26 protein-coding genes and 1 tRNA gene are annotated in these 24443 nt (G+C 64.1%); 9 read left to right on the top strand and 18 right to left on the bottom strand.

Features of this window, described 5'->3' with window-relative positions:
* The first annotated feature begins 111 nt into the window (after nucleotides 1-111).
* Nucleotides 112-504: a VOC family protein gene (locus WBA38_RS12060; RefSeq protein ID WP_424296510.1), complete on the top strand. Its 393-nt coding sequence runs from the start codon at nucleotides 112-114 to the stop codon at nucleotides 502-504.
* The gene (locus WBA38_RS12055; RefSeq protein WP_424296512.1) at nucleotides 477-1259 is read left to right on the top strand and encodes a helix-turn-helix domain-containing protein; all 783 of its coding nucleotides are present in this window, start codon (nucleotides 477-479) and stop codon (nucleotides 1257-1259) included. The genes WBA38_RS12060 and WBA38_RS12055 overlap by 28 nt, the downstream gene beginning before the upstream one ends.
* On the opposite strand, the gene WBA38_RS12050 is transcribed toward WBA38_RS12055, so the two are convergent.
* From WBA38_RS12050 to WBA38_RS12040, 3 genes are all read right to left on the bottom strand, one after another.
* The gene (locus WBA38_RS12050; protein WP_424322801.1) at nucleotides 1256-2323 is read right to left on the bottom strand and encodes a DNA polymerase domain-containing protein; all 1068 of its coding nucleotides are present in this window, start codon (nucleotides 2321-2323) and stop codon (nucleotides 1256-1258) included. The two genes, WBA38_RS12055 and WBA38_RS12050, sit on opposite strands and share 4 nt — an antisense overlap.
* Nucleotides 2323-3381 carry an ATP-dependent DNA ligase gene (locus tag WBA38_RS12045; protein ID WP_424296521.1) on the bottom strand — a complete coding sequence of 353 codons (1059 nt, stop codon included), beginning with the start codon at nucleotides 3379-3381 and terminating at the stop codon, nucleotides 2323-2325. The genes WBA38_RS12050 and WBA38_RS12045 overlap by 1 nt, the downstream gene beginning before the upstream one ends.
* A 246-nt stretch (nucleotides 3382-3627) precedes the next feature.
* The gene (locus tag WBA38_RS12040; RefSeq protein ID WP_424322800.1) at nucleotides 3628-5244 is read right to left on the bottom strand and encodes a DUF222 domain-containing protein; all 1617 of its coding nucleotides are present in this window, start codon (nucleotides 5242-5244) and stop codon (nucleotides 3628-3630) included.
* A 272-nt stretch (nucleotides 5245-5516) separates the two neighbouring features.
* Here WBA38_RS12040 and WBA38_RS12035 point away from each other — a divergent pair, with 272 nt between their 5' ends.
* The 3 genes from WBA38_RS12035 to gluQRS are packed head-to-tail and all read left to right on the top strand — an operon-like array spanning nucleotide 5517 to nucleotide 8559.
* Nucleotides 5517-6137 (top strand): PadR family transcriptional regulator, encoded by a 621-nt coding sequence (locus tag WBA38_RS12035; protein WP_424322799.1) that lies wholly within the window; start codon nucleotides 5517-5519, stop codon nucleotides 6135-6137.
* A complete protein-coding gene (locus WBA38_RS12030; protein ID WP_424322798.1) occupies nucleotides 6134-7648 on the top strand; it encodes a DHA2 family efflux MFS transporter permease subunit in 1515 nt (504 codons plus the stop codon). Before WBA38_RS12035 ends, WBA38_RS12030 begins: the two co-directional genes overlap by 4 nt.
* A gap of 2 nt (nucleotides 7649-7650) precedes the next feature.
* A complete protein-coding gene (gluQRS, locus tag WBA38_RS12025; RefSeq protein WP_424296978.1) occupies nucleotides 7651-8559 on the top strand; it encodes a tRNA glutamyl-Q(34) synthetase GluQRS in 909 nt (302 codons plus the stop codon).
* A gap of 1 nt (nucleotide 8560) precedes the next feature.
* Here gluQRS and tgt read toward each other — a convergent pair whose 3' ends face one another.
* The gene (gene tgt / locus WBA38_RS12020) at nucleotides 8561-9811 is read right to left on the bottom strand and encodes a tRNA guanosine(34) transglycosylase Tgt (RefSeq protein WP_424296980.1); all 1251 of its coding nucleotides are present in this window, start codon (nucleotides 9809-9811) and stop codon (nucleotides 8561-8563) included.
* 44 nt (nucleotides 9812-9855) lie between these two features.
* On the opposite strand from tgt, the gene WBA38_RS12015 reads away from it, so the two are divergent.
* Nucleotides 9856-10305, top strand: a complete 450-nt coding sequence (locus WBA38_RS12015; protein ID WP_424296982.1) for a hypothetical protein — start codon at nucleotides 9856-9858, stop codon at nucleotides 10303-10305.
* A 7-nt stretch (nucleotides 10306-10312) separates the two neighbouring features.
* Here the strand turns inward: WBA38_RS12015 and WBA38_RS12010 are convergent, their stop codons facing one another.
* Nucleotides 10313-11632: a UDP-N-acetylmuramoyl-tripeptide--D-alanyl-D-alanine ligase gene (locus WBA38_RS12010; RefSeq protein WP_424322797.1), complete on the bottom strand. Its 1320-nt coding sequence runs from the start codon at nucleotides 11630-11632 to the stop codon at nucleotides 10313-10315.
* A 39-nt stretch (nucleotides 11633-11671) separates the two neighbouring features.
* Between WBA38_RS12010 and WBA38_RS12005 the strand changes: the two genes are divergently transcribed.
* Nucleotides 11672-12745 carry a D-alanine--D-alanine ligase family protein gene (locus tag WBA38_RS12005; RefSeq protein WP_424293985.1) on the top strand — a complete coding sequence of 358 codons (1074 nt, stop codon included), beginning with the start codon at nucleotides 11672-11674 and terminating at the stop codon, nucleotides 12743-12745.
* 105 nt (nucleotides 12746-12850) lie between these two features.
* On the opposite strand, the gene WBA38_RS12000 is transcribed toward WBA38_RS12005, so the two are convergent.
* The 5 genes from WBA38_RS12000 to WBA38_RS11980 all read right to left on the bottom strand — a co-directional run bounded on the left by WBA38_RS12000 (nucleotide 12851) and on the right by WBA38_RS11980 (nucleotide 15319).
* On the bottom strand, nucleotides 12851-13507 hold the full coding sequence (locus WBA38_RS12000) for a hypothetical protein (protein WP_424293984.1): 657 nt from the start codon (nucleotides 13505-13507) through the stop codon (nucleotides 12851-12853).
* Nucleotides 13508-13750: 243 nt separating this feature from the next.
* A tRNA-Ser gene (locus WBA38_RS11995) sits at nucleotides 13751-13838 on the bottom strand.
* A 56-nt stretch (nucleotides 13839-13894) separates the two neighbouring features.
* Entirely contained in the window at nucleotides 13895-14164 is a 270-nt protein-coding gene (locus tag WBA38_RS11990; RefSeq protein WP_424293983.1) for a hypothetical protein, read from the bottom strand.
* Between the two features lie 110 nt (nucleotides 14165-14274).
* Nucleotides 14275-14712, bottom strand: coding sequence for a nucleoside deaminase (locus WBA38_RS11985; RefSeq protein WP_424293987.1), 438 nt, complete (start codon nucleotides 14710-14712; stop codon nucleotides 14275-14277).
* Nucleotides 14713-14797: 85 nt separating this feature from the next.
* The gene (locus tag WBA38_RS11980) at nucleotides 14798-15319 is read right to left on the bottom strand and encodes a tRNA adenosine deaminase-associated protein (RefSeq protein ID WP_424293982.1); all 522 of its coding nucleotides are present in this window, start codon (nucleotides 15317-15319) and stop codon (nucleotides 14798-14800) included.
* 69 nt (nucleotides 15320-15388) lie between these two features.
* Here WBA38_RS11980 and WBA38_RS11975 point away from each other — a divergent pair, with 69 nt between their 5' ends.
* The gene (locus WBA38_RS11975) at nucleotides 15389-16342 is read left to right on the top strand and encodes a prephenate dehydrogenase (RefSeq protein WP_424293981.1); all 954 of its coding nucleotides are present in this window, start codon (nucleotides 15389-15391) and stop codon (nucleotides 16340-16342) included.
* A 9-nt stretch (nucleotides 16343-16351) separates the two neighbouring features.
* On the opposite strand, the gene WBA38_RS11970 is transcribed toward WBA38_RS11975, so the two are convergent.
* The 6 genes from WBA38_RS11970 to WBA38_RS11945 form a co-directional block, all read right to left on the bottom strand.
* On the bottom strand, nucleotides 16352-16951 hold the full coding sequence (locus tag WBA38_RS11970) for a putative glycolipid-binding domain-containing protein (RefSeq protein ID WP_424293980.1): 600 nt from the start codon (nucleotides 16949-16951) through the stop codon (nucleotides 16352-16354).
* Between the two features lie 60 nt (nucleotides 16952-17011).
* Nucleotides 17012-17725, bottom strand: coding sequence for a hypothetical protein (locus WBA38_RS11965; protein WP_424293979.1), 714 nt, complete (start codon nucleotides 17723-17725; stop codon nucleotides 17012-17014).
* A 136-nt stretch (nucleotides 17726-17861) separates the two neighbouring features.
* Entirely contained in the window at nucleotides 17862-18146 is a 285-nt protein-coding gene (catC, locus tag WBA38_RS11960; protein ID WP_424293978.1) for a muconolactone Delta-isomerase, read from the bottom strand.
* Nucleotides 18147-18152: 6 nt separating this feature from the next.
* A complete protein-coding gene (gene catA, locus WBA38_RS11955; protein ID WP_424293977.1) occupies nucleotides 18153-19010 on the bottom strand; it encodes a catechol 1,2-dioxygenase in 858 nt (285 codons plus the stop codon).
* Nucleotides 19011-19069: 59 nt separating this feature from the next.
* Nucleotides 19070-20173 carry a mandelate racemase/muconate lactonizing enzyme family protein gene (locus WBA38_RS11950; RefSeq protein WP_424293986.1) on the bottom strand — a complete coding sequence of 368 codons (1104 nt, stop codon included), beginning with the start codon at nucleotides 20171-20173 and terminating at the stop codon, nucleotides 19070-19072.
* 153 nt (nucleotides 20174-20326) lie between these two features.
* A complete protein-coding gene (locus WBA38_RS11945; protein ID WP_424293426.1) occupies nucleotides 20327-21214 on the bottom strand; it encodes a LysR substrate-binding domain-containing protein in 888 nt (295 codons plus the stop codon).
* 76 nt (nucleotides 21215-21290) lie between these two features.
* On the opposite strand from WBA38_RS11945, the gene pcaD reads away from it, so the two are divergent.
* Nucleotides 21291-22064, top strand: coding sequence for a 3-oxoadipate enol-lactonase (gene pcaD, locus WBA38_RS11940; protein WP_424293425.1), 774 nt, complete (start codon nucleotides 21291-21293; stop codon nucleotides 22062-22064).
* 61 nt (nucleotides 22065-22125) lie between these two features.
* Here pcaD and galK read toward each other — a convergent pair whose 3' ends face one another.
* Complete coding sequence (gene galK / locus WBA38_RS11935; protein ID WP_424293424.1) at nucleotides 22126-23208, bottom strand: galactokinase; 1083 nt, start codon at nucleotides 23206-23208, stop codon at nucleotides 22126-22128.
* Nucleotides 23205-24347, bottom strand: coding sequence for a galactose-1-phosphate uridylyltransferase (gene galT, locus WBA38_RS11930; RefSeq protein ID WP_424293423.1), 1143 nt, complete (start codon nucleotides 24345-24347; stop codon nucleotides 23205-23207). Before galT ends, galK begins: the two co-directional genes overlap by 4 nt.
* Between the last annotated feature and the right edge of the window lie 96 nt (nucleotides 24348-24443).

The raw sequence follows: 24443 nt of genomic DNA, 5'->3' as shown, positions 1-24443 counted from the left end.
TAACCCTAACCTACGAGCTTTTCGAGCCAACCGGGACCAAAGTCCCATCCACCCGGGTGTTTGTGCCGATTTTTCCAAGATCCGCGCGAAAGACAGGCCCAAACTGAGGTCATGAACACACGCAAAGACACCAACATCTGGCCCGGGCTCACCTGCAACGACGCGATCGCCCAGCGCGACTGGCTCGAGCAACTCGGATTCATCCCCGGCGTCCTCGTCGAGGGCGACGGCGCGGGAGAAGTGATGCATTCCGAAATGCTGTGGCCCGACGGCGGCCGAGTGATGATCCACTCCGCAAACAAGGCCGACAAAACCTTCAACCGACCGGTCGGCTCCGGAAGCCTGTACGTGGTCGTCACCGACCCCGACGCGGTCTTCGCCAAGGCCACCGCGCTCGGTGCCACCCTTGTCCGAGAGATGGAAGACGCCGATTATGGATCCCGAGGGTTCTCCATCGCCGATCCGGAAGGCAACGTATGGAGTTTCGGGACCTACGCGGGCTAACTGGCGTCACGATCACCCCGTACGACATCGACGGTGCCGCACCCGGTGAGCATCTCGGGCTGCCTTCCGCCTCCGCGACGCTGGTGGTCGACCTGGCCGACGGTTTAGTTCTCAGTAGCGAGAGCACCCGCGGGACCACCGCCTTCCGCTGCTGCCTGGCCGGAATGCACCTGAGGCCGGTGACAATTCATCACGATGGTTCCCAGCACGGGGTGCAGCTTGCCCTCTCGCCCACCGCGGTACGAGCCATCCTCGGCATGCCGTTCGGCGAACTCACCGGCGAGATGATCGAGTTATCGCAGGTAAACACGGACTTTGCACGCCGCCTGCACGAACAGTTGGCGCACGCGCGGCCAGCGGGCCGCACGCAGGTGTGTGCGAGCGCGCTCGCCGCCATCGCCGCCGACACCACTCCGGCCTTCGACGCGCAGACCGCGTGGGATGTGATCGCGCGCAGGCGCGGCCAGGTGACAGTGGCCGAACTCGTCGAATTGTCGGGGTGGTCGGCGCGGTATCTAACCAAGCTTTTTGTCGCGGAGTTCGGTGTCGGGCCAAAGCAGGCCGCTCGACTGGCTCGATTCGACGCCGCACGCGCCGCCCTCGAATCGGGACTGCCCGCAGCAGCGGTCGCGGCGGATTATGGGTATGCCGATCAGCCGCACATGTCGCGCGAGTTCACCGAGCTGACCGGGTTCGCGCCCGGGGCATTGCTGGCGCGACGGGCGGCAGAATTTTCCCCAGCCAACGAGCGCTAACTCGGCTCGATTCGATTCCCGTCTTCATCCCAATGTTCGGCGACCATCTTGCTCGGCGGAACACGCGGAGGTTCGCCCGGCATCTTCGGATAGTTGGGCGGGTACACCATGTCACCCAGGCCGTCGGCTTCGTCGCGCTCGACCATTTCCAGGAGTTTCTCCAAGCCGGAACGGTGATCGGCGATGTCGGCCCATGGGTCGCCTCGACGTTCGACGAGGGCCGGAACGGTCGCAATCGTGAGGTCCTCAGGGTCGATGTCGACGAGCTCTTCCCAGGTCACCGGGGTGGAGACGCGGGCGCGGGCCGACTTGCGCGCCGAATACGGCGAGGCCATCGAGCGATCACGGGCGTTCTGGTTGTAGTCGATGAAGATCCGGTCGCCGCGTTCTTCCTTCCACCACGATGTGGTGACAGCTTTCGGTTCTCGGCGTTCCAGCTCGCGTCCGAGCGCAATCACCGTGCGTCGGGTCGCGATGAAATCCCACTCCGGCCGGATGGGGACAAAGACATGCACCCCGCGGCTTCCGGAGGTTTTCACGAATCCCGTCATGCCAATTTCTTCGAGGAACGGCTTCACGAGGTCGAGTGCCACGCGTCGGACATCGTCGAACGACTTTCCATCCGGCGGGTCCAGATCGATTCGCAGTTGCTCCGGGTGATCGTTGTCGGGGTCGACGGTGGGCCAGGTGTGGAACGTGAACGTCCCCAGGTTGGCGGCCCACACCACGTCAGCGGCAATTCGCGGACAGAACGCATCACCGGAACGCTTGGACGGGAAGACGATCCGCGTCGACTGGACGTGTTCGGGGTGATACTTCGGCAGATGCTTTTGATAGATCTGCTCACCCTCCACCCCGTCGGGGAAGCGTTGCAGAAAGGTTGGCCGCCCGGCGATCGCCGTCAGGAGGGGTCCGGTCACCGCCATGGTCCGGTAGTAGTCGACGAGGTCGGCTTTCCGTCCGCCGTCGTCGCCGAGTTCCGGGAAGTAGATCTTGTCGGGGCTGCTCATTTTCACTTCGACGCCGTCGACGTCGAGCATGACGGGCTTCGGTTTGGGCGGCATCAGGAACTCTTTCCGGTCTCGAGGACGTCGAAGATGTCGTAGGTGAGCGGCACTTCGAGTTGGTCGTACCCGCAGCTTTCCGGTTCGCGGTCGGCACGCCAGCGCAGAAACTTCACGGTGTGCCGGAAGCGTTGGTTTTCCATTTGGTCGTACGCGAACTCGGCGACCAGTTCCGGTCGCACCGGAATCCACTCGGCGCTTCCGGCACTGCGCCACCGGCTGACCTCCCCTTGCGCCACGTTGTCCGGATCGAGGCGCATCGGTTCCAGCAGTTCTTGCAATTCAAGGCGCACCTTGTCGGCGAAGGCACTCGACCCGCCAACCATCCGCAAGTCGCCGGTGTCGTCGAAGAGGCCGAGAAGCATTGAGCCGAGCCCGGTTCCGGACTTATGAACGCGGTAGCCGAGGATCACGCAGTCCGCGGTGCGCTTGTGCTTCACCTTCACCATTTCACGCTTGCCAGGCACGTAGATTCCGTCGAGTCGTTTACCGACGACGCCGTCGAGTCCCGCGCCTTCAAATTCGGCGAACCACGCTTTGGCGACGTCTGGGTCCCTGGTGACACGACTGACTTGGATCCGCTCATCCCCGGAGTCAGCGGCGGCCTCGAGCAGCGCAGCGCGACGGACGTCGAACTGTTCGCCGGTCAGATCGAGAGTGTCGGTGGCGAGGGCATCGAATCCGATGAACACGGCTGGCGTCTCCTCAGCCAACTTCGCCACCCGCGACGCCGCGGGGTGGATGCGCTGAGAAAGCGAGTCCCAGTCGAGCCGATTGACACCGCCGACAGGCCTGGCCACCGCCACCTCACCGTCGAGCACGATGCGCGGCGGTAGTGCACGGCGAGCGGCGTCGACGATTTCCGGGAAGTAGCGGGCCAGGTCTTTGCCACCGCGCGACGCCATCACAACCTCGTCGGCGTCGCGGAAGATCAAGGCGCGGAAACCATCCCACTTCGGCTCGTACGACCACACCGGACCCTCAGCTGGCTGGTCCGGAACAGCACCGACGGCTTTCGCGAGCATCGGTTGCACGGGCGGGTTTACCGGAAGGTCCACTCGCCCATCGTTCCCGAGTACCAGTCGCTTGGCAACGACTTCAGGTGCATGTTCCAAACTCCGGCGTCTCCCGTACTCGGGCTAACCTTTCCCCTCGCTCTCCGAGTGGGGCCGCGAGCGAAGCGAGCGCACCCCCTAATCGAGGAGTACGCGACAATCGCGGACGCCTTCGGGCTAACGCGTCGAGGGTCGAACACGGCGTGTCCGACTCTTCGGCGTGTCGAACCTGACGCGCTGCCGCGTTGGTCAGAACGGTGGGACTCCGTCCTCAGCTAATTCCCGGGCTTCGGCTTCCTCGCGGATGCGGCGGTTGGCGGCGCGGCGGGCAATTCGGTAATCGTGCTTGGCCTTCGTGCGGGACTTTGTGCGTTGAGGGCCGTCCTCGACGTGTCCGGAATCCGGGCGTGTCCCGCCGAACGTGGGGTGCGAGCACGGAATCAACCCCACTTCCGGCAGCAGCCACGTGTTCAACGCTTGCTGACGAACGGTGAACCCTTCCGGGGTCGTCACCTCGGTCCAGATCACGCCGTTGGCGTCAACGATCTGATCGTCAAGCCAGCCTTCGGCACTGGTCTTAAGCCCGTGATGGAACCGGCACTTGGGGTTGATATTGCACAAGCACGTCGGGCCACCAGCGGCCGGGTCGTCGTGGTCATACTCGCACACGTGATCCAAATCCGCCGCAAACGCTGGCTCGCTGCAGCCGGGCCAGGTGCATGTCCCGAACAGGCCCCGCAAAACCACATCGAGAGTGGCAGTGGGCCGGTAGTTGTTACCCGGCTGGGCCTGGTGATCGAGCAGATCACCCAGATCGACCTTGCGGGCCACCGCATCGGAACGGGCAGCGATCTCGTGAACATGCTGGGCCGAGATCGGGCCGAACCCATCCAACTGCGCCGGCGTCTCGGACGTGCCGTCGAGGGTTTCTTCCCGCACCACCACATGCAACACCACCCGCGCACACCGAGCCTGAACCTGCTCGGCCGACAGTTCAGCGGTGCAATCATCCTCGCCGCACTGGCAGGTGAACGCCGTACCGTTCAACCGTGCCATCGCCGCATCCGAGCGACGGACCTGCTTGGTGCGGGGATCTTTCGGGCACACCCCGGCGATCACCGCATCAAGGACCTCCTTAGCGATACGCACGTCCTCGGCCGCAGCGGTAATGATCAACTCCGACATCCCCTCGCTGAGCGGGTTGACCAATACCTTCTTGTAGGCCTTGACCTGCTCACGAGTCAACGTGACCGCATCGGGGTCATGCTCGGCGACGACCGCAGCAACAACGGCCTCCACACGCTTGGCCGAAAGGCCCCCCAAACCCATCAGTCGGTGAGCGACCTCGGCGTCGATCAGGGCCAGCAAAGCGAGGTCGTCGACCAGGGCAGTTTGCTCGACCACACGAGCAAACCAGGCGTCGGGGATCAGCCCATCACGCAACAAGCCACCCACCGCCGGAATGCGTTCAACACACGCTACGGCCCGTTCGACAAACTGCTCGGCCGTGTACTGCCGCACTCCAGCCGCCGTCGCATACGACGCCGCGACCTGGCACAACGGGTCGTACACGCGGGCAAACACATCCGAGGTCGTATCGGCCTGCGCTTCGGCAAACCGTTCCTGCAGCAGCGAGCAAATCTCGCTGTAGCGATGCCACATCACCACCCCGGCAAACGAATCGACCCGAGCCGCAAACGCCAACCGCTGCGCACGCGAATCACGCACCACACCAGAAGAGGCAGCCGAACCCTCCGCCGAACCGCCAGAGGCAACCGGGGCAGGGCGGGCGATCCGGATCAAAATCTCCCCGTCGGAAACCTCAACCGTGGAGGCCGGCGGGCGGGTACTGGTGCGAGTAGTCATCTAATTTCCCCTTCGAATTGCTAGCTCGAACTTACGTTCGATTCTAATTAGAGGGTCTGACAATTTTGGATCGGAATCTGAGGGCATTCCGCACGAGGGAGAGCCAGAGGGAGCAGCCAGGTTCGACACGCCGAAGAAGCGGACACGCCGCGTTCGACCCTCAACGCGTTAGCGCGACGGAAGGAACGTGCCGATTTTGACGAAGTCAGCCGTCGACCTATAGTCCATGTTGACTAATTGGTATGGACTAATCAATGTGGATGGGACTTCGAATGCCGGGCAAATCCCTTCGTCTTACGCCGCTGGCAGTAATGGTCTTGGCGCTACTGCGCGAGGGCGACATGCACCCGTACGAGATGGCGCGCACCCTCAAACAGCGGCGAAACGACCGCATGGTCCCCATCACCAACGGAACCCTCTATCACACCGTCGCCCGCCTCCAAGATGCCGAATTGGTCCGCGAAGTGGGCGTTGATCGCGAGGGCAACCGCCCCGAGCGCACCACCTACACCCTCACCGACGCCGGGCGCGACGCCGTCGTCGCATGGGTTCGCGCCGAACTCCCCCAAAACACACGACCGGCTCAGTTCCGCGTCGCCCTCGCCGAAGCCCACAACCTCGACCGTGCCGAAGCGGTCGAACTCCTCAGCCAACGACGCGACGCCCTCATCGCCGACCTTGACGGGCATCACGCAGGCCTCGCCGGTGCCGCCGAACGGGACACCCCACCTCAGTTCCTCATCGAAATTGACCGGCAGGCCGAACTCATCGAAACCGATCTCCGGTGGACCCGCCGACTACTTACGCATCTGGGCGACCCCAACTACCTGTGGGGCGTCGATGCTCGCTTCCCCAGTTCGCACCATCCCGAATCGAAAGACGCCACCTCATGACCACCCCCTCCGCCACCGCCGAACGGAGTCCATGGCCTGCGCTGTGGGCGCTGGTCATCGGCTTCTTTATGGTGCTGGTCGATACGACGATCGTGTCGGTCGCCAACCCCGCCATCAAAGCTGCGCTCGACCCCGACACCAGCAACCTCGACAACGTCGTGTGGGTCACCAGCGCCTACTTGTTGGCGTATGCGGTGCCACTGCTCATCACCGGCCGTCTCGGCGACCGCTTCGGTCCCCGCAACATTTACCTCATCGGCATCACCATCTTTACGCTCGCGTCGCTGGCGTGCGGACTGTCGTCGTCGTTGGGTGAACTCATTGGGTTTCGCGCCATCCAGGGTTTGGGTGCCGCCCTGGTGACCCCGCAGACGATGGCCGTCATCACGCGTACCTTCCCGCCGCATCAGCGCGGAACCGCGATGGGCCTGTGGGGATCTGTCGCCGGTGTCGCCATGCTCGTCGGGCCACTCGCCGGCGGTCTCCTCGTCGACCATGCGGGCTGGGAATGGATCTTCTTCGTCAACGTCCCGGTCGGCGTCATCGGCATCATCGCCGCATGGAAGTTGGTGCCGAAGCTGGAGACCCACCCGCACCGCTTCGACATGATCGGTGTCGTCCTCAGCACCATCGCCATGTTCCTGATCGTCTTTGGGCTCCAGGAAGGCGAAAAGTACAACTGGTCCACCGGCATTTGGGCGATGGTGTTCGGCGGTGTGGCCGTCATGGGCGTGTTCTTGTGGCAGCAGTCGCGGACCAAATCTGAACCACTGGTTCCGCTCGAACTGTTCAAGGACCGGAACTTCACGATCTCCAACCTCGGAATCGCGGTTGTCGGCTTTGCCGTAACCAGCATGACACTGCCGATGATGTTCTTCATCCAGCTCGGACGCGGACTCACCCCCACCCAGTCGGCATTGCTGATGATTCCGATGGCCGTCCTCGCCGGCGTCCTGGCGCCCCTTGCCGGGAAACTCCTCGACCGGACAGATCCGCGCTACCTGCTGATCCCCGGCCTTGGGCTCTTCAGCGTCGCCCTGTTTTGGTACGCATCGATGATGAACGTCGATACCCCGATCTGGATGTTCCTACTCCCCTCCGCATTGATGGGCCTGGCGAACGCTGGCATGTGGGGTCCGCTCGCGACGACGGCAACCCGAAATCTGCCACCACGCCAGGCCGGTGCCGGGGCTGGCATCTACAACACCACGCGGCAGATCGGTTCGGTCCTCGGTTCGGCAGCAATTGCCGCCGCAATGCAGTCCCGACTCGTTGCCAACATGCCGGAAAGTGCCGGGCACTCCGACGCCATCGGTGCCGGTTCCCTGCCGAACTTCCTACTGGCACCATTCTCAACGGCGATGGAGCAGTCACTTCTGCTCCCCGCGGCCGTGATGATCATCGGCGTGATTGCCGTGGCGTTCATGGTCCGCCCGGATAGCACCCGCCCGGAATACCGGGCCAAACTGCAGCGGGAAGCCGACGCGAAAGCAGCAGAAACTACCGTGTAGGAATGCCATCGGTTTCACCTGCCGCAGGTCGCTTTGCGCCATCGCCATCCGGCGACCTACATATCGGGAACTTGCGGACCGCGGTCCTGGCGTGGCTGTTTGCCCACGCCAGCGGCCGCGATTTCGTGATTCGCATGGAAGATCTCGACCGGGTGGCACCGGGCTCAGATCGCCGACAACTCACCGACCTCGCCGCCCTCGGCCTCACCTGGAACGAGCCCATCGTCTACCAGTCGGCCAGGCTGGCCGAATACCGTCGCATCGTCGACGAGCTCATCGCCGCCGACCGTACTTTCGAGTGCTACTGCACCCGTCGAGAAATCCTCGACGCCCCCAGCGCGCCGCACTCCCCGCAGGGCGCGTACCCGGGAACCTGCCGCGACCTCACTCGGGCTGAACGGGTCGAACGACGCGCATCCCGCCCCGCCGCCATCCGCTTGCGCGCCGACGTGTCGACCTTCACCGTCCACGACACTCTGCACGGCGAGTACACCGGCGACGTCGACGACTTCGTTCTTGTCCGCGGCGACGGCACGCCCGCCTACAATCTCGCCGTCGTCATCGACGACGCCACTACCGGTATCGACCAGGTGGTTCGCGGCGATGACCTGCTCAGTTCGGCACCGCGGCAGTCGTACCTGGCGACACTGCTGCACCATCAGCCGCCCGAATACGCGCACGTGCCGATGGTGCTGAACGACAAGCACGTTCGCCTCGCCAAACGCGACGGTGCGGTGACCCTCGAAGACCTCGCCGAGCACGGGATCGACGCGGCGGGCGCACTGTCGATGATCGCGGAGTCGCTGGGGCTTGCTTCGCCGGGCGAGCCGGTGACGATGCAGACGCTGGCCGCCCGTTTTGACCCCGCGGCTTTGCCCCGCGAACCGTGGATCTTTATCCCGCCGAAATGACCTACTTCGCGCCCGCGTAATACCGTCGCAGAAATTCGTCGCGGTACTCGAAGTAGTTGCCAGCCTCAATCGCGTGGCGGGCACGCTCAACCAAGGTGACCGTAAACGACAGGTTGTGCAACGTCGCCAACGTCGATGCGAGACCTTCCTTGGCTTTGAACAGGTGATGCAGGTAGGCGCGGGTGTACTGCGTCGAATAGTTGTCGAGTTCGGCATCCAACGGCGAGAAGTCGTCGCGGTACTTAGCGTTTGTGATGTTGTAACGACCGTCGAACGAATAGATCGCCCCGTTACGTGCCACACGCGTCGGTGAAACACAGTCAAACGTGTCAGCGCCGTTCTCGATCGCGGTGAAAATATCGTCGGGCTCGCTGATACCCAACAGGTGACGGGGTGCGTCGTCGGGCAGCTCGTCGGTGACCCATCCGACGATGGTCCCAAGGTTCGCTTTCTCCAGCGCGCCCCCGATACCGTAGCCGCCGAAACCCTTGCCGCCGTTTTCCCGGTCGATCCGACTCAGTTCGACGAGGTCGCGTGTCGCCTTGCGGCGCAAGTCCTCGTACTGGGCACCCTGCACCACTCCCCACAGTGCCTGCTGCGGGCGATGGTCCCGCTCAACCGAGAGTCGATTGTGCTCGGCGAGGCAGCGGATAGCCCACTGGCGGGTGCGCTCCAACGAACTCTCCTGGTAGCCACGCGTGTTCATCAGCGTGGTGAGCTCGTCGAACGCAAAGATGATGTCGGCACCGAGTTGGTGCTGGATCTGCATCGACACCTCGGGCGTAAAGCGATGCTTGGAACCATCGAGGTGCGATTTAAACGTGACGCCATCGTCGTCGACGTTTGCGAGCCGCTCTTTCCCCTCGGCGATCCGGGTGTCGTCCTGCTCGCCGACAACATCCATCGAGATGACTTTCTTGAAGCCCACGCCCAGCGACATCACCTGGAAGCCACCGCTGTCGGTGTAGGTGGGGCCGTGCCAGTTCATGAACTTGCCCAGGCCACCCGCCCGGTCGACAATCTCCGGCCCCGGCTGCAGGTAGAGGTGATAGGCGTTCGCGAGGACGGCTTGCGCGCCAAGGGCCTCCACCGATTCGGGCAGCACCGTCTTCACAGTCGCCTTGGTTCCGACCGGCACAAAGGCTGGCGTCTGGATCTGACCGTGCGGCGTCGTGATGGTTCCCGTACGGCCGGCAGTGCCGGGTAGGGACGTGCGCGGTGCGAAGTGGCTGGTAGTCACACTCGTCATCATCCCAGTCGTGCACGTACACGCTCAAATTCGTTAGCGTAGAGCCCATGACTGTCACCAAGAAACTGCTTGCGACCGCGTTCCTCGGCTTCTCAGTGGTCCTCACAGCTACGGCGTGCGGGTCGGAAAACGATGCCACCTCGAGCGCCGATTCGTCGGCGACTGTGGTGACGCCACCGGCGAACAGCAGCATCCCCGTGGTTGGCGGCCCCAAGCCGAAGACGACTTCCGCGGATGCCGCGCCGTCGAGCAGGTCCGCTGAGGGCGATCAGACCTGCGGTGCCACCAAGGGCCCGGACGGTGCCCTCCAAATTCACATCGTCGAAGGTGACGTCTCGTGCGACACCGCCAAAACCATCGCGAAGGAGTATGGCCCGCTGATCGCTACCGGCGCACCCCAAACCGTCTCCGGATGGGACTGCGGACCGTCGAAGGTCGTCGGGGAACTCGCCCGGTGCACCAAGGGCAGCCAGGCGTTCGCACTAATGCCGAACTGATCGAGAACTACTCGCTCAGAGCGTCGGCGACACGTTCCAGGGCGGCGACTCGGCTGCCCTTCACCAGGACCGCGTCGCCGCGCTGGAGTTCGCTCAGCGCAGCGACCGCGCCGTCGACCCCGGCGACGTGCGTCACGCCGTCTCCGTAATGCGGTTCGTCGACCGCAATGACCGTCACGCCCAAGTCAAGGGCCTGTTTGGCGACGCTTCGGTGGGCAGCAGCGCTGTCGTCGCCGAGTTCGGCCATGGTGCCGAGGACCGCATACCTGCGGCTCGCATCGAGCCGCGCCAGTGCAGTTAGTGCGGCACCCATCGACGTGGGGTTGGCGTTGTATGCGTCGTTCACGATCGTGACGCCAGCCGCGGTCGTGCTCATTTCCATTCGCAGCCCCGACAGTTCGGCTGCGAAGAGACCCTCGACGATCTGGTCGAGCGGCACTCCCAAACCTCCGCCAGCGGCGGCAGCGGCCAGCGCATTGCCCACCTGGTGTTCGCCGCGCGCACCGAGCTTCACCGGCGCTTGCCCCCACGGGCTATGCAGGGTGAAACTCGCCCGCAGTTCATCGTCAAGGGTGATGTCGGTGGCGTAGACGTCCGCTGCATTCTCGACGCCGTATGTGAGCACTCGTGCGCTGGTTCGCGATGCCATTGCCGCCACCCGCGGATCGTCGGCGTTCAACACCGCCAGACCGTCGGCGGGCAGCGAATCGATGAGCTCCCCCTTGGCCTGTGCCACATCTTCGATAGTGCCGAACATTTCCAGGTGGACGCCCTCGACACGAGTCAGGACCCCCACCGTCGGTGAGGCGATCGAACACAGTTGGGCAATGTGGCCGACGCCCCGGGCACCCATCTCCAAGACCACGGCCTCGGTGCTGTCGGGCGCACCGGCCAGTGTCAGCGGCAGCCCCAGTTCGTTGTTAAACGACTTCGCGCTCGCCGCAGTCACAAACGTCGTCTCCAGCACGCCGGCCAGCAGGTCTTTGGTCGATGTCTTACCGACCGAACCGGTAACGCCAACCACCCGACCCGGGAGCAGGGCGCGGACCGCGCGGCCCACGTCCGCCAGCGCCTCCGCCGTATCGGCCACCTGGATCGCTGTCGCATCGACCGCCGCATCGGGTGCCCGATCCGTCAGGTACGCCGACGCCCCGGACTCGACCGCCGCCGAAATGAAGTCGTGACCGTCGCGCGCGGCGACAATCGGCACAAACAATTGACCTCGACGGACCGACCGCGAATCGATACTGGCCGAATCGATGTCAACGTCGGGTCCATGGAGGGTTCCGCCGGTCGCGGCGGCGATCTGAGAAGTTGAGAGGCGCACGTCGAACTACGCTACAAGGGTGCACGTATCGTTGCACCCATGAGCATTCCCCTCATCCGGCTTGTCGTCCTCTATGGCGGAGTATCCGCAGAACACGACGTCTCCCGCGTGAGCGCAGCACATGTGTTGGCTGCCGCAGACCGAACCAAGTACCGCATCATCCCCGTTGGCATCGACCAACGCGGCGTGTGGCACCGCAACGACGCCGCCGCCGAGGCCATCGCCGCAGGTGCGGAACTACCCAACAGCCTGGAGATCGAAGGCCCCACGGTCAATCCGTTCGAGGTGCTGAACGGTCCACCCGAGGACCTGACCGTCGTGTTCCCCCTCCTGCATGGACCGCACGGCGAAGACGGCACCGTCCAAGGCATGCTGGAACTGTTCAAGCTCCCCTACGTCGGCTGCGGCGTCCTGTCCTCATCCGTGTGCATGGACAAGGCGATGACCAAGGAGATCGCGGCACGCGCCGGGATCCCCCAGTGCCGGTGGATCACCTTCCGCGACGGCGTCGACGATGCCCGCCAGATCCTCACCGACGTCGAAGAACAGCTGGGCATGCCCGTGTTCGTCAAGCCCGCCAACATGGGATCGTCGGTCGGCGTGAGCCGCGCGCAAAACCGCGAAGAACTCGACGCCGCCATCAATCACGCCCTCCGCTACGACGATGTCGTCATCATCGAAGAGGCCGTCGTTGGACGCGAGATTGAAGTCGCGGTCCTTGGTAACACCGCACCCGACACCTCACTGCCCGGTGAAGTGAAGATCGGTTCGGACTTCTACGACTACGCCGACAAGTACCTGACCGGCGCCGCCGAACTCATGATCCCCGCTCCCCTGCCCGAAGATGCGATCGCGCAGATCCGCGAGTACGCGGCTGATGCATTTATCGCGCTGCGCTGCGCAGGTATGGCCCGTGTCGACTTCTTCTACGAAGAGGGTGGTCGTGGATGGTTGCTCAACGAGGTCAACACGATTCCCGGGTTCACACCATCATCGATGTACCCGAAGATGTGGGAAGCGACGGGGATCGCCTACCCCGATCTCATTGACCGTCTCGTGGCGTTGGCGCTCGAAGTGCACCGGCGGCGGAGTTCGTTCTCGACTGAGCACTGACGCCAGCGGTCACTTACCCGGTACAGCCAGAAACGTCCCCGAGAGCCAGTACCGAGGGAGATTCTCCCTCGACACCCGCTCGCGGGGACGCCTCTGTCCGCAGTACTACTTCTCGATCTGGAATTCCTCGATCATCTGCTTCACCGCCGCCTGATACTCCTCGTTATCGGGTTCGGTGGTCTGCATCGTCAACACAGCCACCGTGGAACCGGTCGCATTCGGCACCATGAAGATGGTCGCGGTCACCGACGACATGCTGCCGGCCTGGTTCTTCATCGAGTAGGTCAGCGTCTGACTTGGGAAGCCACAGGTGGTTGTGGGGGCCTCAGTCTTGATGTCGGTCGGCGAAACGGTGGACTGCTTCAGCCCCTCGATCTGCCGCTCGGTTTCGCTCTCGATGTCCGAAACTGGCGATTTCTCGACGGTCACGACCGCATTCGGCGAAAAGTTGCCCGACCGCAAGTCCGCGTTCCGAACGGCAAGTCGCACCACGTCACTATCGGCCGAGGTGACTCGGTCCCATCCGGGCAGCGTCAGGAGGCCGAAGGTGGGCTCTCCGGGCTGATGGTTCGCATCGGTCACCTTGCCCGACGGCGTTGCGCAATCTCCGGCCACTGCCGTGTCGCCGGGCGATGCCGCGCTGGTTGTCGGTGTTGCCGAGGCCGCGTTGTCGTTCGAGTCCCCTGAACTACATCCGGTAACCAGCAAGGCTGCGGCTGACGCCGCGGCTGCAACCGCGTACACCCGATTCTTGATTCGCATGTGACTCTCCCCTTGATAAGACCGTCGATCGCCGTCCGGCAATCATCGCAAATGACCATAGCCGTTAGAGGGCAGAAGATGTGCACAGAATCGCTGGTTTACAGCAGTTGACCTCCACTGATGGTGGGTCGAACTTGCTTTGAAGCACCTCCGGCGTCGGGTCCTCAGAATCCCCTGTGTGCGGCAATGCGGGAACAAGCATGAAAAAGGCCCTGACCTGCATTAGCAGATCAGGGCCTTGCGCGGTGGCGGAGGGATTTGAACCCTCGGTACGGGGTCACCGTACACAGCATTTCGAGTGCTGCACCTTCGGCCGCTCGGACACGCCACCGCGGAAAACTGTACCGCAGTGGTTCATCAGTACGAAATCGGCTGGTCAGAGCACCTTTAGTGGCCGGAAAGCTTGTCGGCGATTTCGCCGACCTTAGTCTTGGCAGTCTCGACGGCGCTCTGCACCTGCTCGTTGTTCGCGATCTCGTTCAGTTTGGTCTTTGCCGTCTCGACCGCGCCCTGCACCTGATCATTGTTCGCGATCTCCGACAGCTTCTCCTTGGCACTGTCGACGGCGCCTTGCACTTGCTCGCTCTTCGCGAACTCGTCGAGCTTGCCTGCCGCGGTCGCCAGGGCCTCGCTGATCTTGTCCATTGGATCCGACATGTGGTTTTCCCCTTCCGCGACCTGCACCTCGGCACGATCGCATCTCCAAATCTGCCACAGTCCGCCACGAAGTGGTGAGGCCTAACGAAAAGATCAGGGCCGGGTCAGGGTTAACCCCGACGCTCGGAAAAGAACTCCCGCACGAGCGCCCCGCATTCGTCCTCACGCACGCCCGACAGCACTTCCGGTCGATGCATCTGGCGTTCATCTCGCAGCACGTCCCACAGCGATCCCACAGCGCCGGTCTTTGGCTCCCACGCGCCGAAGACCACTTGGGACACGCGCGCCAAAGCGATCGCGCCCGCACACATCGTGCACGGCTCCACAGTCACCACCAGGGTGCACCCGGACAGCCGCCACCCGTCGCCGAAAACGCGCGCGGCAGCCCGCAACGCCAGAATCTCGGCGTGAGCGGTGGGGTCGCCGTCCGCCTCACGTCGGTTCGACGCCCGCGCCAGTTCCGTCCCGTCCGGGCCAAAGATCACCGCGCCGATCGGCACGTCAGCGGGATCGGCGGTGCGCGCCGCGTCGAGGGCCGCGGACATCATCGACTCGGCGAGTCGATCAACCTGCCCCCGATCCGGGCGCGACCCGGCGGCTGCGGGGGTGGCGGGACGGGATGTCATAGCGGTGTTAGCGGCCGAGTTTGTCGAGCACAGCCGACAATTCATCGGCAAAACCCATGCGCGCCGCAATCATGCCGATTTGCTCATCGGCGTAGAGGTCAGTGTCGCCAAGAATGATGCTGAGGACCGCATCCGGCAAGCCCAGGTCGGTCAGGATCGCCAGGTCGCCTTCCTCCCACGGGTCAACATCGTCGAGTTCGTCCGGATCCAGATCGGGAATGTCGATGTGAAGAGCGTCGAGGACATCTGCGGCGACGTCGTAGTCGACGGCCGCCGTCGCATCCGAAAGCACCAACCGCGCACCCGCGGGCGACGGACGCACGATGATGAAGAACTCGTCGTCGACGTCGAGGAGCCCAAACACCGCACCCGGGGCGCGGAGTTCACGGAGTTGAAGTTCGGCATCGTCGACGCTGTCAAGGGCCGACGGCGCGAGCGCGGTCACCTTCCACCCGGCCTCTTCGCGGACCACCGCCACGGCAAAACCATCGACATCGTCGTATTCGCTCTGCGCATCAGGCTTCGCCATGCTCGCCACGGTAGCCGCTTTTGAGGACTCTCCCAAGTTAGATTCACGCGAATGTGCCACGCTGGGTTTGTGTCTGCTGCACTCACTCGCCCCATCTGCGTCCTCGGCCTCGGTTTGATCGGCGGGTCACTGCTGCGCCGCCTCTCCGACACGGGCCACCGCACCTTCGGTTACAACCGCTCCGTCGCCACCGTCGACGCGGCCGCCGCCGACGGTTACACCGCCTCCAGCGACCTTGTCGCGGTGTTGCGCGAGGCGGCCGAGTCCGACGCTCTGATCGTCCTCGCGACGCCATTCACCGCAGCCACGACGATGGTGGAAGCGATCCGCGATCACGCGCCGTCGTGCCTGCTCACCGATGTGATCAGCGTGAAGGAAGAGGTCGCGTATCTGATCGCTCGCCTGCATCCCCACGGTCGCTACATCGGGGGGCACCCGATGGCCGGGACCGCGCACTCTGGCTGGTTGGCCACTGATCCCAGCCTGTTTGACGGCGCCATGTGGATGGTGACGACCGACGACCACACCGATGCCGACGATTGGCTCGCAGTGGCGCACCTGGCCCGCGCCGCAGGCTCCTATGTGGTGCCCGCGGCCAACGACGCCCACGACCGCGCCGCCGCCGCCATCTCGCACAACCCACATCTGATGGCTGCCGTCACTGCCACCGTCGGTGCTGGCGAAAGCGATCTGGCGCTCCGTCTGGCCGCAGGCAGCTTCCGCGACGGGACCCGGGTGGCAGGCACGGCCCCCGACCTTCAGCGCGCCATGCTCGAAGCGAACTCCATCGCGCTGCTGAACACCTTGAGCACCACCATCGACCGTCTCACGGCCGCCCGCGACGCGTTACGTGACAACGGTGACGTGGCGGCGATCATCGACGATGGCCATCGTGCTCGCGCCAAATACGAAGCGATCGCCAACGCCCAGCCGCAAGCCATCACGGGCGTGACGGTCGGCGACGACGGCTGGCAGGAAGAACTTCGTCGGCAAGCCCACCGCGGAAAAGTCTGGGTCGGCTAGCCGCTTCGACTACCCGATGAGGCTGGCGATGCCCGAGTAGTCACTGACCACCCCGGCATCATTGACCGTCAGGAACTTCGAGCCCTTCGGCCCGATCACTTCCACGCGGCCGTCGGCAAGCCCGACGTAACTCTTGGTCAGCGAATCGATTTCACAGTCGGGGAGGCGGAGCGTGACGACCGGAAGGTCCGTGCGGCGCACTCCCGGGGTGATACCGAAGCGGCGAACCGGCAGTCCCTTGAAGAACGGTGAGAGTTCCAGGTCGACCACCTCGGCACCGTCGAAGTCGCTGCGAACCGTACTGGTCGGGGTTTGCACCATCCACCGGCCGTCCATGTCGCGGCTCAGATCGAGAGCGCTGTCACCGTCGGCGCGCAGCACCCGAACGGAAAGGCGACGCGTCACGCCGGAATCGTTGGTAACCAGTTCATACGACGCGGAGTACGCCGCACTATCGTCTGTTGCCGCAGCCACAATGCGCCCGTAAGCGCGCACCCGCGATCCGTTGAGATTGAGTCGAACCTGCTCGAGTCGGCTGTTGTCGGAGCTGCGCCAGGTCAGCATCGCTTTGACGCCGGCATCAGTCGGCGACGCATCGAAGGAAGTCACCCCCTCACGGTAGCCCTCGCCGCAACAAAATAGGCGGGGCGGCCAAGAGGCGCCCACCCATCAGCCCTCAAAACGGCAGGTCACCATTCCAGAAGTCTGCTGATTGGCGCTGGATTGCTGGTCCACAACCTTCCCGTCGATCGTGATCGTGCACTTGACCGGCTCAGCGTCGGATGGGACGACGGTGATGCGGAACAGCGCGTTGGTGCCGCGCCCGACCGATTGCTTCCACACTCCGCCGCGGCTGCTCGCAATCTTTACATCGGCACCGTCCACATACAGGACCGTCGCCCTGCCGGACTCCACTTCGTAAACCACGCTCGCATCTCCGGGCACGGTCGACGGAGCGGCGCTGGGATCGCGCGGAACCGTCGACTCCGGACCGTCCGGAATGCCCTGCAGATACGGGTCGTCAGTGGATTGGGTTGCGGGTGGATCGGCGCGGGTAACCGAATCGTTTGCATTACCGCGACCAAACGTTTGAAAAGCCAACGCCAAACAAAGGATCGCCACCGCAATCACCCCGACCCCAATCGCGAGATTGCGGCGACGGTCCGGCGGTTGCGGTTCGACCATCGGTGGTTGCGGTTCAGGTTCGGGCGCTACGACCACCGGTTGTGGCCCCGCCAACGCCCGCTCGCGGTCGTCGTAGGTGAACAGGGGTGCGCCGCGGTCACTGTAGCCGAGCGGCGGGTACGACTGTCCCGGTGCCACCGGTCGCCGATAGTCCGGCGCCGACTGCCCGTCCGCCTTCGCACCGACTGACCGGTCCACGATCTCTCCCTCGAACATGCTGCGCTAATAAACCGTGCAATTCGATGGTGCCAGAATCACTGCAGACGGGTGGCACCCGCAGCCACCAAATTGGTCGCCGCGGGTGCCATGTTCTTGAGTATTGCCGATGTGCTGACTATCCAGCCTTGACATCGGACGCGTGTACCGCCAGCGGCATCACCGTGATCTTCATAAAGGGGAACAGTGGCAGCCCCGATAGCAGTTGGTGCAGTTCGTCGTTCGACTCAACATCAAAGATCGAGATGTTGGCGTACTCGCCGACGATGCGCCAAATCTCGGGCCACTTCCCGGCGCGCTGCAACTCCTGCGAGTACGCCTTCTCGCGGGCGAGCGTGTCCTCGCGCACCGCGGGATCCATGTCGTGCGGCAGGTGAACATCCATCCGAACGTGAAAGAGCATCGTCGATCAGCCCTGCACCGGATCCAGCGCGAAGCCGTAGTCGATCGTGAAGCCGCCCTGGCCGTCGCCCTTCGGCTCCAGCATCAGTTCCGGCTTCACCGCGTCGGCGATGTCGTCGCCGTTGTGCGGGTCGCCCGGGAAGTACAGCTGCGCGGTCAGCAGTTCGTGGCCGGGGGCAGATACCTTGACGTGCAGGTGAGCCGGACGCCAGGCGTGCCAGCCCGCGGCCGCGATGAGCTTGCCGCACGAGCCGTCGGTCGGAATCTGGTAGGGCGCGGGACGAATCGTGGTGATGTGAAACTTGCCGTCGTCGCCGGTAGAGAAGGAGCCGCGAAGGTTCCACTCGGGGATGTCGGGTGCAAACTGCGAGTAGTAGCCGTCGCTGTCGGCGTGCCAGAGTTCCACCTTGCCCTTCAGCGGAGTGCCGTCGGTCGAAGTGATTTGGCCATCCCACACCAGGCGGTCGCCGGCTTCACCGTCCCGCATCGGGAGGACGCCGTCGGCACCCTGCTCGGGTGCGTTCGGTACGTAGTACGGCCCTTCGATGGAGCCCTTGTTGCCGTGGCGGTGCGAGGTGTTCACGTCTTCGACGACATGCTCCACCCAGACGTCGAGGAACAGTGGCCATTCGCCGTCCTGACCGACCTGGATCATCCACGCCTTGAGGGCGTTGTACTCGTCGTAGGTGACATTGTTGTCGCGGATGGTCTGGTGCACGCCAGCGAGAACCTGTTGCGCCAACTTGTTGACGCGCTCCGGGGCGACGTCTTTGACGGCCTCGTACGGTGACTTGTCCTGGTGGAAGCGCTCGGTCGCGGAGGCACCGGAAGCTGCGGCGCTGGGGCTGTGTTCGGTAGTGGTCATCTGTTCTTCTCCTCGTTGGGAAGGCGGTGTTAACGGTGGGGCTGGGGAGGTGGAGATCTTTATCTATCGGTTCGGTAGTGCTCGAGTTTGTCTTCATCGACCTCGATGCCAAGGCCCGGACACGACGATCGCTGTAGGTAGCCATCGCGGATCTGCAGGGGCTCGGTCAGCAGGTCGTCGCTCATGTCGAGGAAGTTCGACAGTTCGCCGGCGTACGACGACGTGGCCTTGAAGGCGGTTCCGAAGGCCACCGCACAGGCCGTGCCAATTTGGCCGTCGATCTGGTTGCCGAGCACCATTTCGACCCCGAGGCCCTCGGCAAGGTGATGCACCCGCATCGACTGGGTGAACCCGGTGCGGGCCGTCTTGATGTTGATCGCGGTCGCCGAGCCACCGAGGATTTCCCGCGTCACGTCCGCCGGGGTGGGGACTGACTCGTCGGCGATGAATGGAATATCGAGTTGCCCGACGAGCCACCGTCGACCGAGGACGTCGTCGGCGGGGCAGAGTTCTTCGGCGAACAGTAGCCCGAGGTCGGACATCTCACGCATGGCTCGTGCCGACTCGGCGGCCGTCCAACCGCGGTTTCCGTCGACGTACAGTTCGATCGTGTCGCCGAAGTGCTCACGAAGGGCCCGGACGACGGCGGTGTCGAGTTTGGCCGGACTCCGACCGACCTTCACTTTGAAGGTGGAAATGCCGTAGGTGTCGAGCATCCGTTGGGCTTCGGCGACCATGGTCGTCGGCTCGTCGAAACCAAGCATGTGGCTCACCCGCATGCGGTCGGTGTACCCGCCAAGCAACTCCGAAACTGGGAGCTTGAGTGTTTTGCCGAGGGCATCCCACATTGCCATGTCGATAGCTGATTTTGCGGTCGGATTCCCGATGGTCCGCGCTAGCCGCGCACCAACCTGCTCACGCTCGAGCAGGGTAAGGCCCTGCAATTGGGCGGCAAAAACATCCTCGATTACGGCGACGATCCCCCGTTGAGTCTCGCCATAGGTATACGGACGAGGCGGCGCCTCAGCGACCCCAACCACCCCATCGTCCGTGTGCACGCGCACCAAGACATGTTCGGCGGCATAAACTTCGCCGGACGCGAAATGCAGCGGTTTGCGGTAGGGAATCGAGAAGGGAATCGATTCCACCCGGGTGATTTTCACCTTCTTTTCTCCCATCGGCAGTTGCTCGACCACACATCGCCGTCGACCGCCAGCGGTCGCCACGGTGTGATGTGGATCATTCATCAACTACGGTAGGGCGTCTATCCATACAAGACCAGTACATGGTTTTCGATGATTAAGACTTTTTGTTTCTCAATTGGGGACAGCGGCAACCCGGCGGACCACCGCGACCGCTCGATCCACCAGCGGTGACGAACCCGGAATCCAAGCCGCCGCCAAATCCGCTCCGACTTCCGGCGTGAGCGGGCGGTAGCAGACGCCAGCGATATCGAGGGCCGCCGTCGGCTCCGGAACCACCGCGACCCCAAGGCCGGCCGCCACCAACGTCACCAGCGTGGACGTCTCGGCAACCTCGTGCCGAATGCGCGGAACAAACCCCGCATCGGCACACATCCCGGTGACCAGTCCGCTCATCACTGAACGGCCACGCCCGGCGTGAGCGACGAAATCGTCGTCGCGGAGATCAGCGATGTCGAGCTCGGCACGGTCCGCTAGGCGATGACTGTCAGGCAAGAGGGCAATCAGCCGATCGCGACGCATCGTTTCCAGCACCACCCGCGAGCTGGCAATGGGTGGTCGAAGCAGCGCCAGATCAATCTGTCCGGCTTCCACTGCCGCCAGTTGATCCGGTGCGAGCATCTCGCCGCGGATACTGAGATCAACACCCGGCATTTCGTCGCGCAGCGCCCGGACCAATCGGGGAAAAAGCGAATAGGTGGCCGATCCGACACAGCCAATCGACAGACTGCCCTGCGAGCCTTCGGCAACCCGCAGCGCTTGATCGCCCGCCGCATCGACGGCATCCAGGATTTCGCGGACCCGTTCCAGGTAGACCACTCCGGCCGGTGTCAGTTCCACCCGCCGCGTCGACCGCTTCAAGAGTTGAACGCCGAGTTCCTCCTCGAGTTGTCGAATCTGCGCCGACAGCGGGGGTTGCGCGATGTGCAGTCGTTCCGCAGCCCGCCGGAAGTGCAGTTCTTCGGCGACAACGCGGAAATATCGCAGGTGACGAAGCTCCATGATTGATACCGTCTCAGTTTCAGCCAGAGTGAAATGTGTACTTCACAGTATGTATCGCTGAACCTAGGGTGGATCCATGACGAACGAGACTGTTGATGTTCACACCGTGATTTCCGGCCGTCCCGATCGGCCCGCCGTAATCCTGTCAAGTTCCCTCGGCGCAACCCACCGCATGTGGGACACACAGGTCAGCGCACTGGAAGAGCATTTTCAGGTGATCCGCTACGACACCCGCGGCCACGGCTCCAGTCCCGTTCCGGCGGGCCCGTATTCGATCGATGAGTTAGCCGACGACGTCGTTGCCCTCCTCGATGGACTCGGCATCGAGCGCGCGCACTTCGTGGGGCTGTCGCTCGGCGGTATGACCGGCATGCGTCTCGCGGCCCGCAATCCCGAACGCGTCGACCGCATGGTGCTGCTGTGCACGAGCGCGCACATGCCGCCCGCCCAGGGCTGGCTTGATCGTGCCGCCACCGTCCGAGCCAACGGTATCGCTTCCATTGCCGAGGCTGTGGTCAGTCGTTGGTTTACCCCCGACTACCTGACGGCTAACGTCGACCGGAAGCAGTCATACGAGGCTATGGTCGCCGCCACTCCCGACGAGGGTTACGCGGGCTGCTGCGAAGCCATCGCCGCGATGGATCTGCGCGATGATCTCGCCGCGATCAGCGCACCCACCCTCGCGATCGCCGGTGCCGAAGACCCCGCCACCGGGCCAGACTCCCTCCGCGCGATCGTCGACAACATCTCGGACGGACGCCTGCTGGTGGTCCCCGAATCGGCTCACCTCGCCAACGCTCAGCAACCGGAGATCGTTACACCGGCGATCGTCGAGCACCTGCGTAGCTAGCGGTCAGCCTGGGCCGCCCTCAACGCGCTGGCGATCACACGCAGTCCTCGCCCGCTCCGGGCTAGAGCAGATGGGCACCCGCGCCGGGGCGGACCGCGCGCACCGTTGGTTCGTTGAACCTGGCATCCACAACGGCAGTCGGCAGATCCGCGATGATCCGCTCGGCTGCCTCGGCGCTCGCGAGGGCGATCACCGAGCCACCGAAGCCGCCACCGGTCATCCGCGCGCCAATCGCTCCCATGGCGGCGGCGGTGCCGGCAATCAAGTCGATCTGGTCGGTCGTGATGGCGAAGTCATCACGCATCGAAATATGCGAGGCATTCATCAAGGCCCCGAACCGCGCATAGTCACTGGCCCGCAGGGCGTCGGCAGCATCGACGACTCGAGCGTTCTCGGTGATCACGTGACGGGCCCGGGCAGCTTGCACCGGATCGACGAGCCGCCGCCAGTCGTCGGGTGCGGCGTCCCGCAGACTGTCGAGGCCCAACTCCGCCGCCGCTGCCGCGCACACGGACCGACGGGCCGCGTACTCGCCGTCCGCGTGCCGATGCGGGGCCCGCGAGTCAATCACCAGCAGCCGATAGCAATCGCCAAAGTCTGCGGGAACCGTTGTTAGGTCCAGCGATTGGAAGTCGACCAGCAGCGCCGCGTCCGGTTCCGCGCACAGGCTTGCCAACTGGTCGAGAAGGCCGGTGGGTGCACCGACGTAGTGATTCTCGGCCCGCTGGGCCAGTTTCGCCAACGCAATGCGGTCGGGAACCGGACCGTCAGCTGCCGACGTCAGCGCGAGCAGCACCGCACACTCGAGCGCCGCAGACGACGACAGTCCCGCACCAACCGGAACATCCGACGACACTTCCAAGCGACCGCCAGGCACGGCGATACCGCCCTCTCCCAGCACCCACACGCAGCCAGCGACGTACGCACCCCAGCCGGTGACGCCACCGGGTGCCGTCGTCAGCGGAATCACTGACGACGCGGTCTCCGAGTCCGAGACTGCGGTGATCGCCGCAGAACCGTCGGGAGTGAACATGACGGTCGTGCCAAGCTCCAAGGCGATGGGAAGCGCGAACCCGAGGTTGTAGTCGGTGTGTTCGCCAATCAAGTTGACACGGCCCGGCGCAAACGCGCCGATGACCGTCATGCCCCCTCCTCGACTGTCTCGATGGCAGGCAACACTGCCCGCAGTTCGGCGGCAATTGTCTCCGGTGTCTTGTCGGTGACGAAGGCACCGCGTGCGGACTCCGAGCCCGCCAGATATTTAAGCTTGTCGCGGCTGCGTCGAATCGAGAACAGCTCGGCATGCAACCGACCGTCGACGGTGGGGCCGAACTGGTTCCACGACGCGATGTACGGCAACGGCTCGTCGTAGAGGGCGTCGAATGCGCGCAATACCGTCAGATATGTGCGGGCAAGGTCGTCGGCTTCGGCCTCGGTGAGCTCCGCCAACTGGCCGACCTTGCGATTTGAATAGACGTGCACTTCGACGGGCCAGCGCGCGGCGTACGGCACAAACGCCGTCGTGTGTTCGGTCTGCAGCAGAATCCGTCGCCCGTCCGCCCGCTCGGCGTCAAGGATCGACTCAAAGAGGTCGCGACCGGATGCTGCGTGATATCGCTGAGCCTCGGCCAGCAGTGCCGCCGTGCGCTCGGTCAGAAAAGGGTAGGCATAAATCTGTCCGTGCGGGTGGGCCAGAGTCACTCCGATTTCCTCGCCGCGGTTCTCAAAGCAGAACACCTCTTCGACGCCGTCGCGACTCAGCAGGTCGACGGTCCGCTCCGACCAGGCGTCGATCACCAGGCGTGCCTGATCCACCGTCAGCTCGGCGAACGAGCCGTCGTGCCGGTCGGTGAAACAGACCACCTCGCAGCGCCCGTAGCCGGGCGCCTGGACTTCCAAGTCCGTGATCGGTGCAGGGAGTGTGAAGTCGCTGCCAACGCTGGCCGTAGACAGCGAGGGAAAGCGGTTCTCGAAGACCGCGACGTCGTACGACGTGCCGGGCACCTCGCTGGATTGTCCCGTCTCGTCCGGGCACAGCGGACACATATTGCGTGGCGGCTTGTAGGTGCGGTCCTGGCGCGCCGGGGCCATCATGACCCACGTTCCGGTCCGGGGGTCGCGGCGCAGGTGGGTCGGCGAGGAGGTGGGTCGCGGGGTGAACTCGCGGCGGTCGACGCCGGGCTCCGGCGGCGTCTCAGCGTTGGAGAAGTACGCGATCTGGCGACCGTCTGCCAGCAGGCGGCGTTGCGGTTCGGGCAACACCCGCCCTCGTGCGTGATTCATCGGGTTCCCTTCGCAGTCTCGACTCCCGACCAACAGTGTCCCCGGCCTGGATCACGAGTCCGTCGTCCCGGAGCAAGTCTGTGCCCGCCAGTCACG

The sequence above is a fragment of the Gordonia sp. (in: high G+C Gram-positive bacteria) genome (assembly GCF_049647785.1).
GTDB lineage: Bacteria > Actinomycetota > Actinomycetes > Mycobacteriales > Mycobacteriaceae > Gordonia.
This window is presented reverse-complemented; position numbering and strand designations above follow the sequence as displayed.

Bases quoted from the DNA above. Each gene is read 5' to 3' on its own strand.
- WBA38_RS12060 (WP_424296510.1), top strand. From the start codon at position 112: ATGAACACACGCAAAGACACCAACATCTGGCCCGGGCTCACCTGCAAC.
- WBA38_RS12055 (WP_424296512.1), top strand. From the start codon at position 477: ATGGAGTTTCGGGACCTACGCGGGCTAACTGGCGTCACGATCACCCCG.
- WBA38_RS12050 (WP_424322801.1), bottom strand. From the start codon at position 2,323: ATGCCGCCCAAACCGAAGCCCGTCATGCTCGACGTCGACGGCGTCGAA.
- WBA38_RS12040 (WP_424322800.1), bottom strand. From the start codon at position 5,244: ATGACTACTCGCACCAGTACCCGCCCGCCGGCCTCCACGGTTGAGGTT.
- WBA38_RS12035 (WP_424322799.1), top strand. From the start codon at position 5,517: ATGCCGGGCAAATCCCTTCGTCTTACGCCGCTGGCAGTAATGGTCTTG.
- WBA38_RS12030 (WP_424322798.1), top strand. From the start codon at position 6,134: ATGACCACCCCCTCCGCCACCGCCGAACGGAGTCCATGGCCTGCGCTG.
- gluQRS (WP_424296978.1), top strand. From the start codon at position 7,651: ATGCCATCGGTTTCACCTGCCGCAGGTCGCTTTGCGCCATCGCCATCC.
- tgt (WP_424296980.1), bottom strand. From the start codon at position 9,811: ATGATGACGAGTGTGACTACCAGCCACTTCGCACCGCGCACGTCCCTA.
- WBA38_RS12015 (WP_424296982.1), top strand. From the start codon at position 9,856: ATGACTGTCACCAAGAAACTGCTTGCGACCGCGTTCCTCGGCTTCTCA.
- WBA38_RS12005 (WP_424293985.1), top strand. From the start codon at position 11,672: ATGAGCATTCCCCTCATCCGGCTTGTCGTCCTCTATGGCGGAGTATCC.
- WBA38_RS12000 (WP_424293984.1), bottom strand. From the start codon at position 13,507: ATGCGAATCAAGAATCGGGTGTACGCGGTTGCAGCCGCGGCGTCAGCC.
- WBA38_RS11990 (WP_424293983.1), bottom strand. From the start codon at position 14,164: ATGTCGGATCCAATGGACAAGATCAGCGAGGCCCTGGCGACCGCGGCA.
- WBA38_RS11985 (WP_424293987.1), bottom strand. From the start codon at position 14,712: ATGATGTCCGCGGCCCTCGACGCGGCGCGCACCGCCGATCCCGCTGAC.
- WBA38_RS11980 (WP_424293982.1), bottom strand. From the start codon at position 15,319: ATGGCGAAGCCTGATGCGCAGAGCGAATACGACGATGTCGATGGTTTT.
- catC (WP_424293978.1), bottom strand. From the start codon at position 18,146: ATGCTCTTTCACGTTCGGATGGATGTTCACCTGCCGCACGACATGGAT.
- catA (WP_424293977.1), bottom strand. From the start codon at position 19,010: ATGACCACTACCGAACACAGCCCCAGCGCCGCAGCTTCCGGTGCCTCC.
- WBA38_RS11945 (WP_424293426.1), bottom strand. From the start codon at position 21,214: ATGGAGCTTCGTCACCTGCGATATTTCCGCGTTGTCGCCGAAGAACTG.
- pcaD (WP_424293425.1), top strand. From the start codon at position 21,291: ATGACGAACGAGACTGTTGATGTTCACACCGTGATTTCCGGCCGTCCC.
- galK (WP_424293424.1), bottom strand. From the start codon at position 23,208: ATGACGGTCATCGGCGCGTTTGCGCCGGGCCGTGTCAACTTGATTGGC.
- galT (WP_424293423.1), bottom strand. From the start codon at position 24,347: ATGAATCACGCACGAGGGCGGGTGTTGCCCGAACCGCAACGCCGCCTG.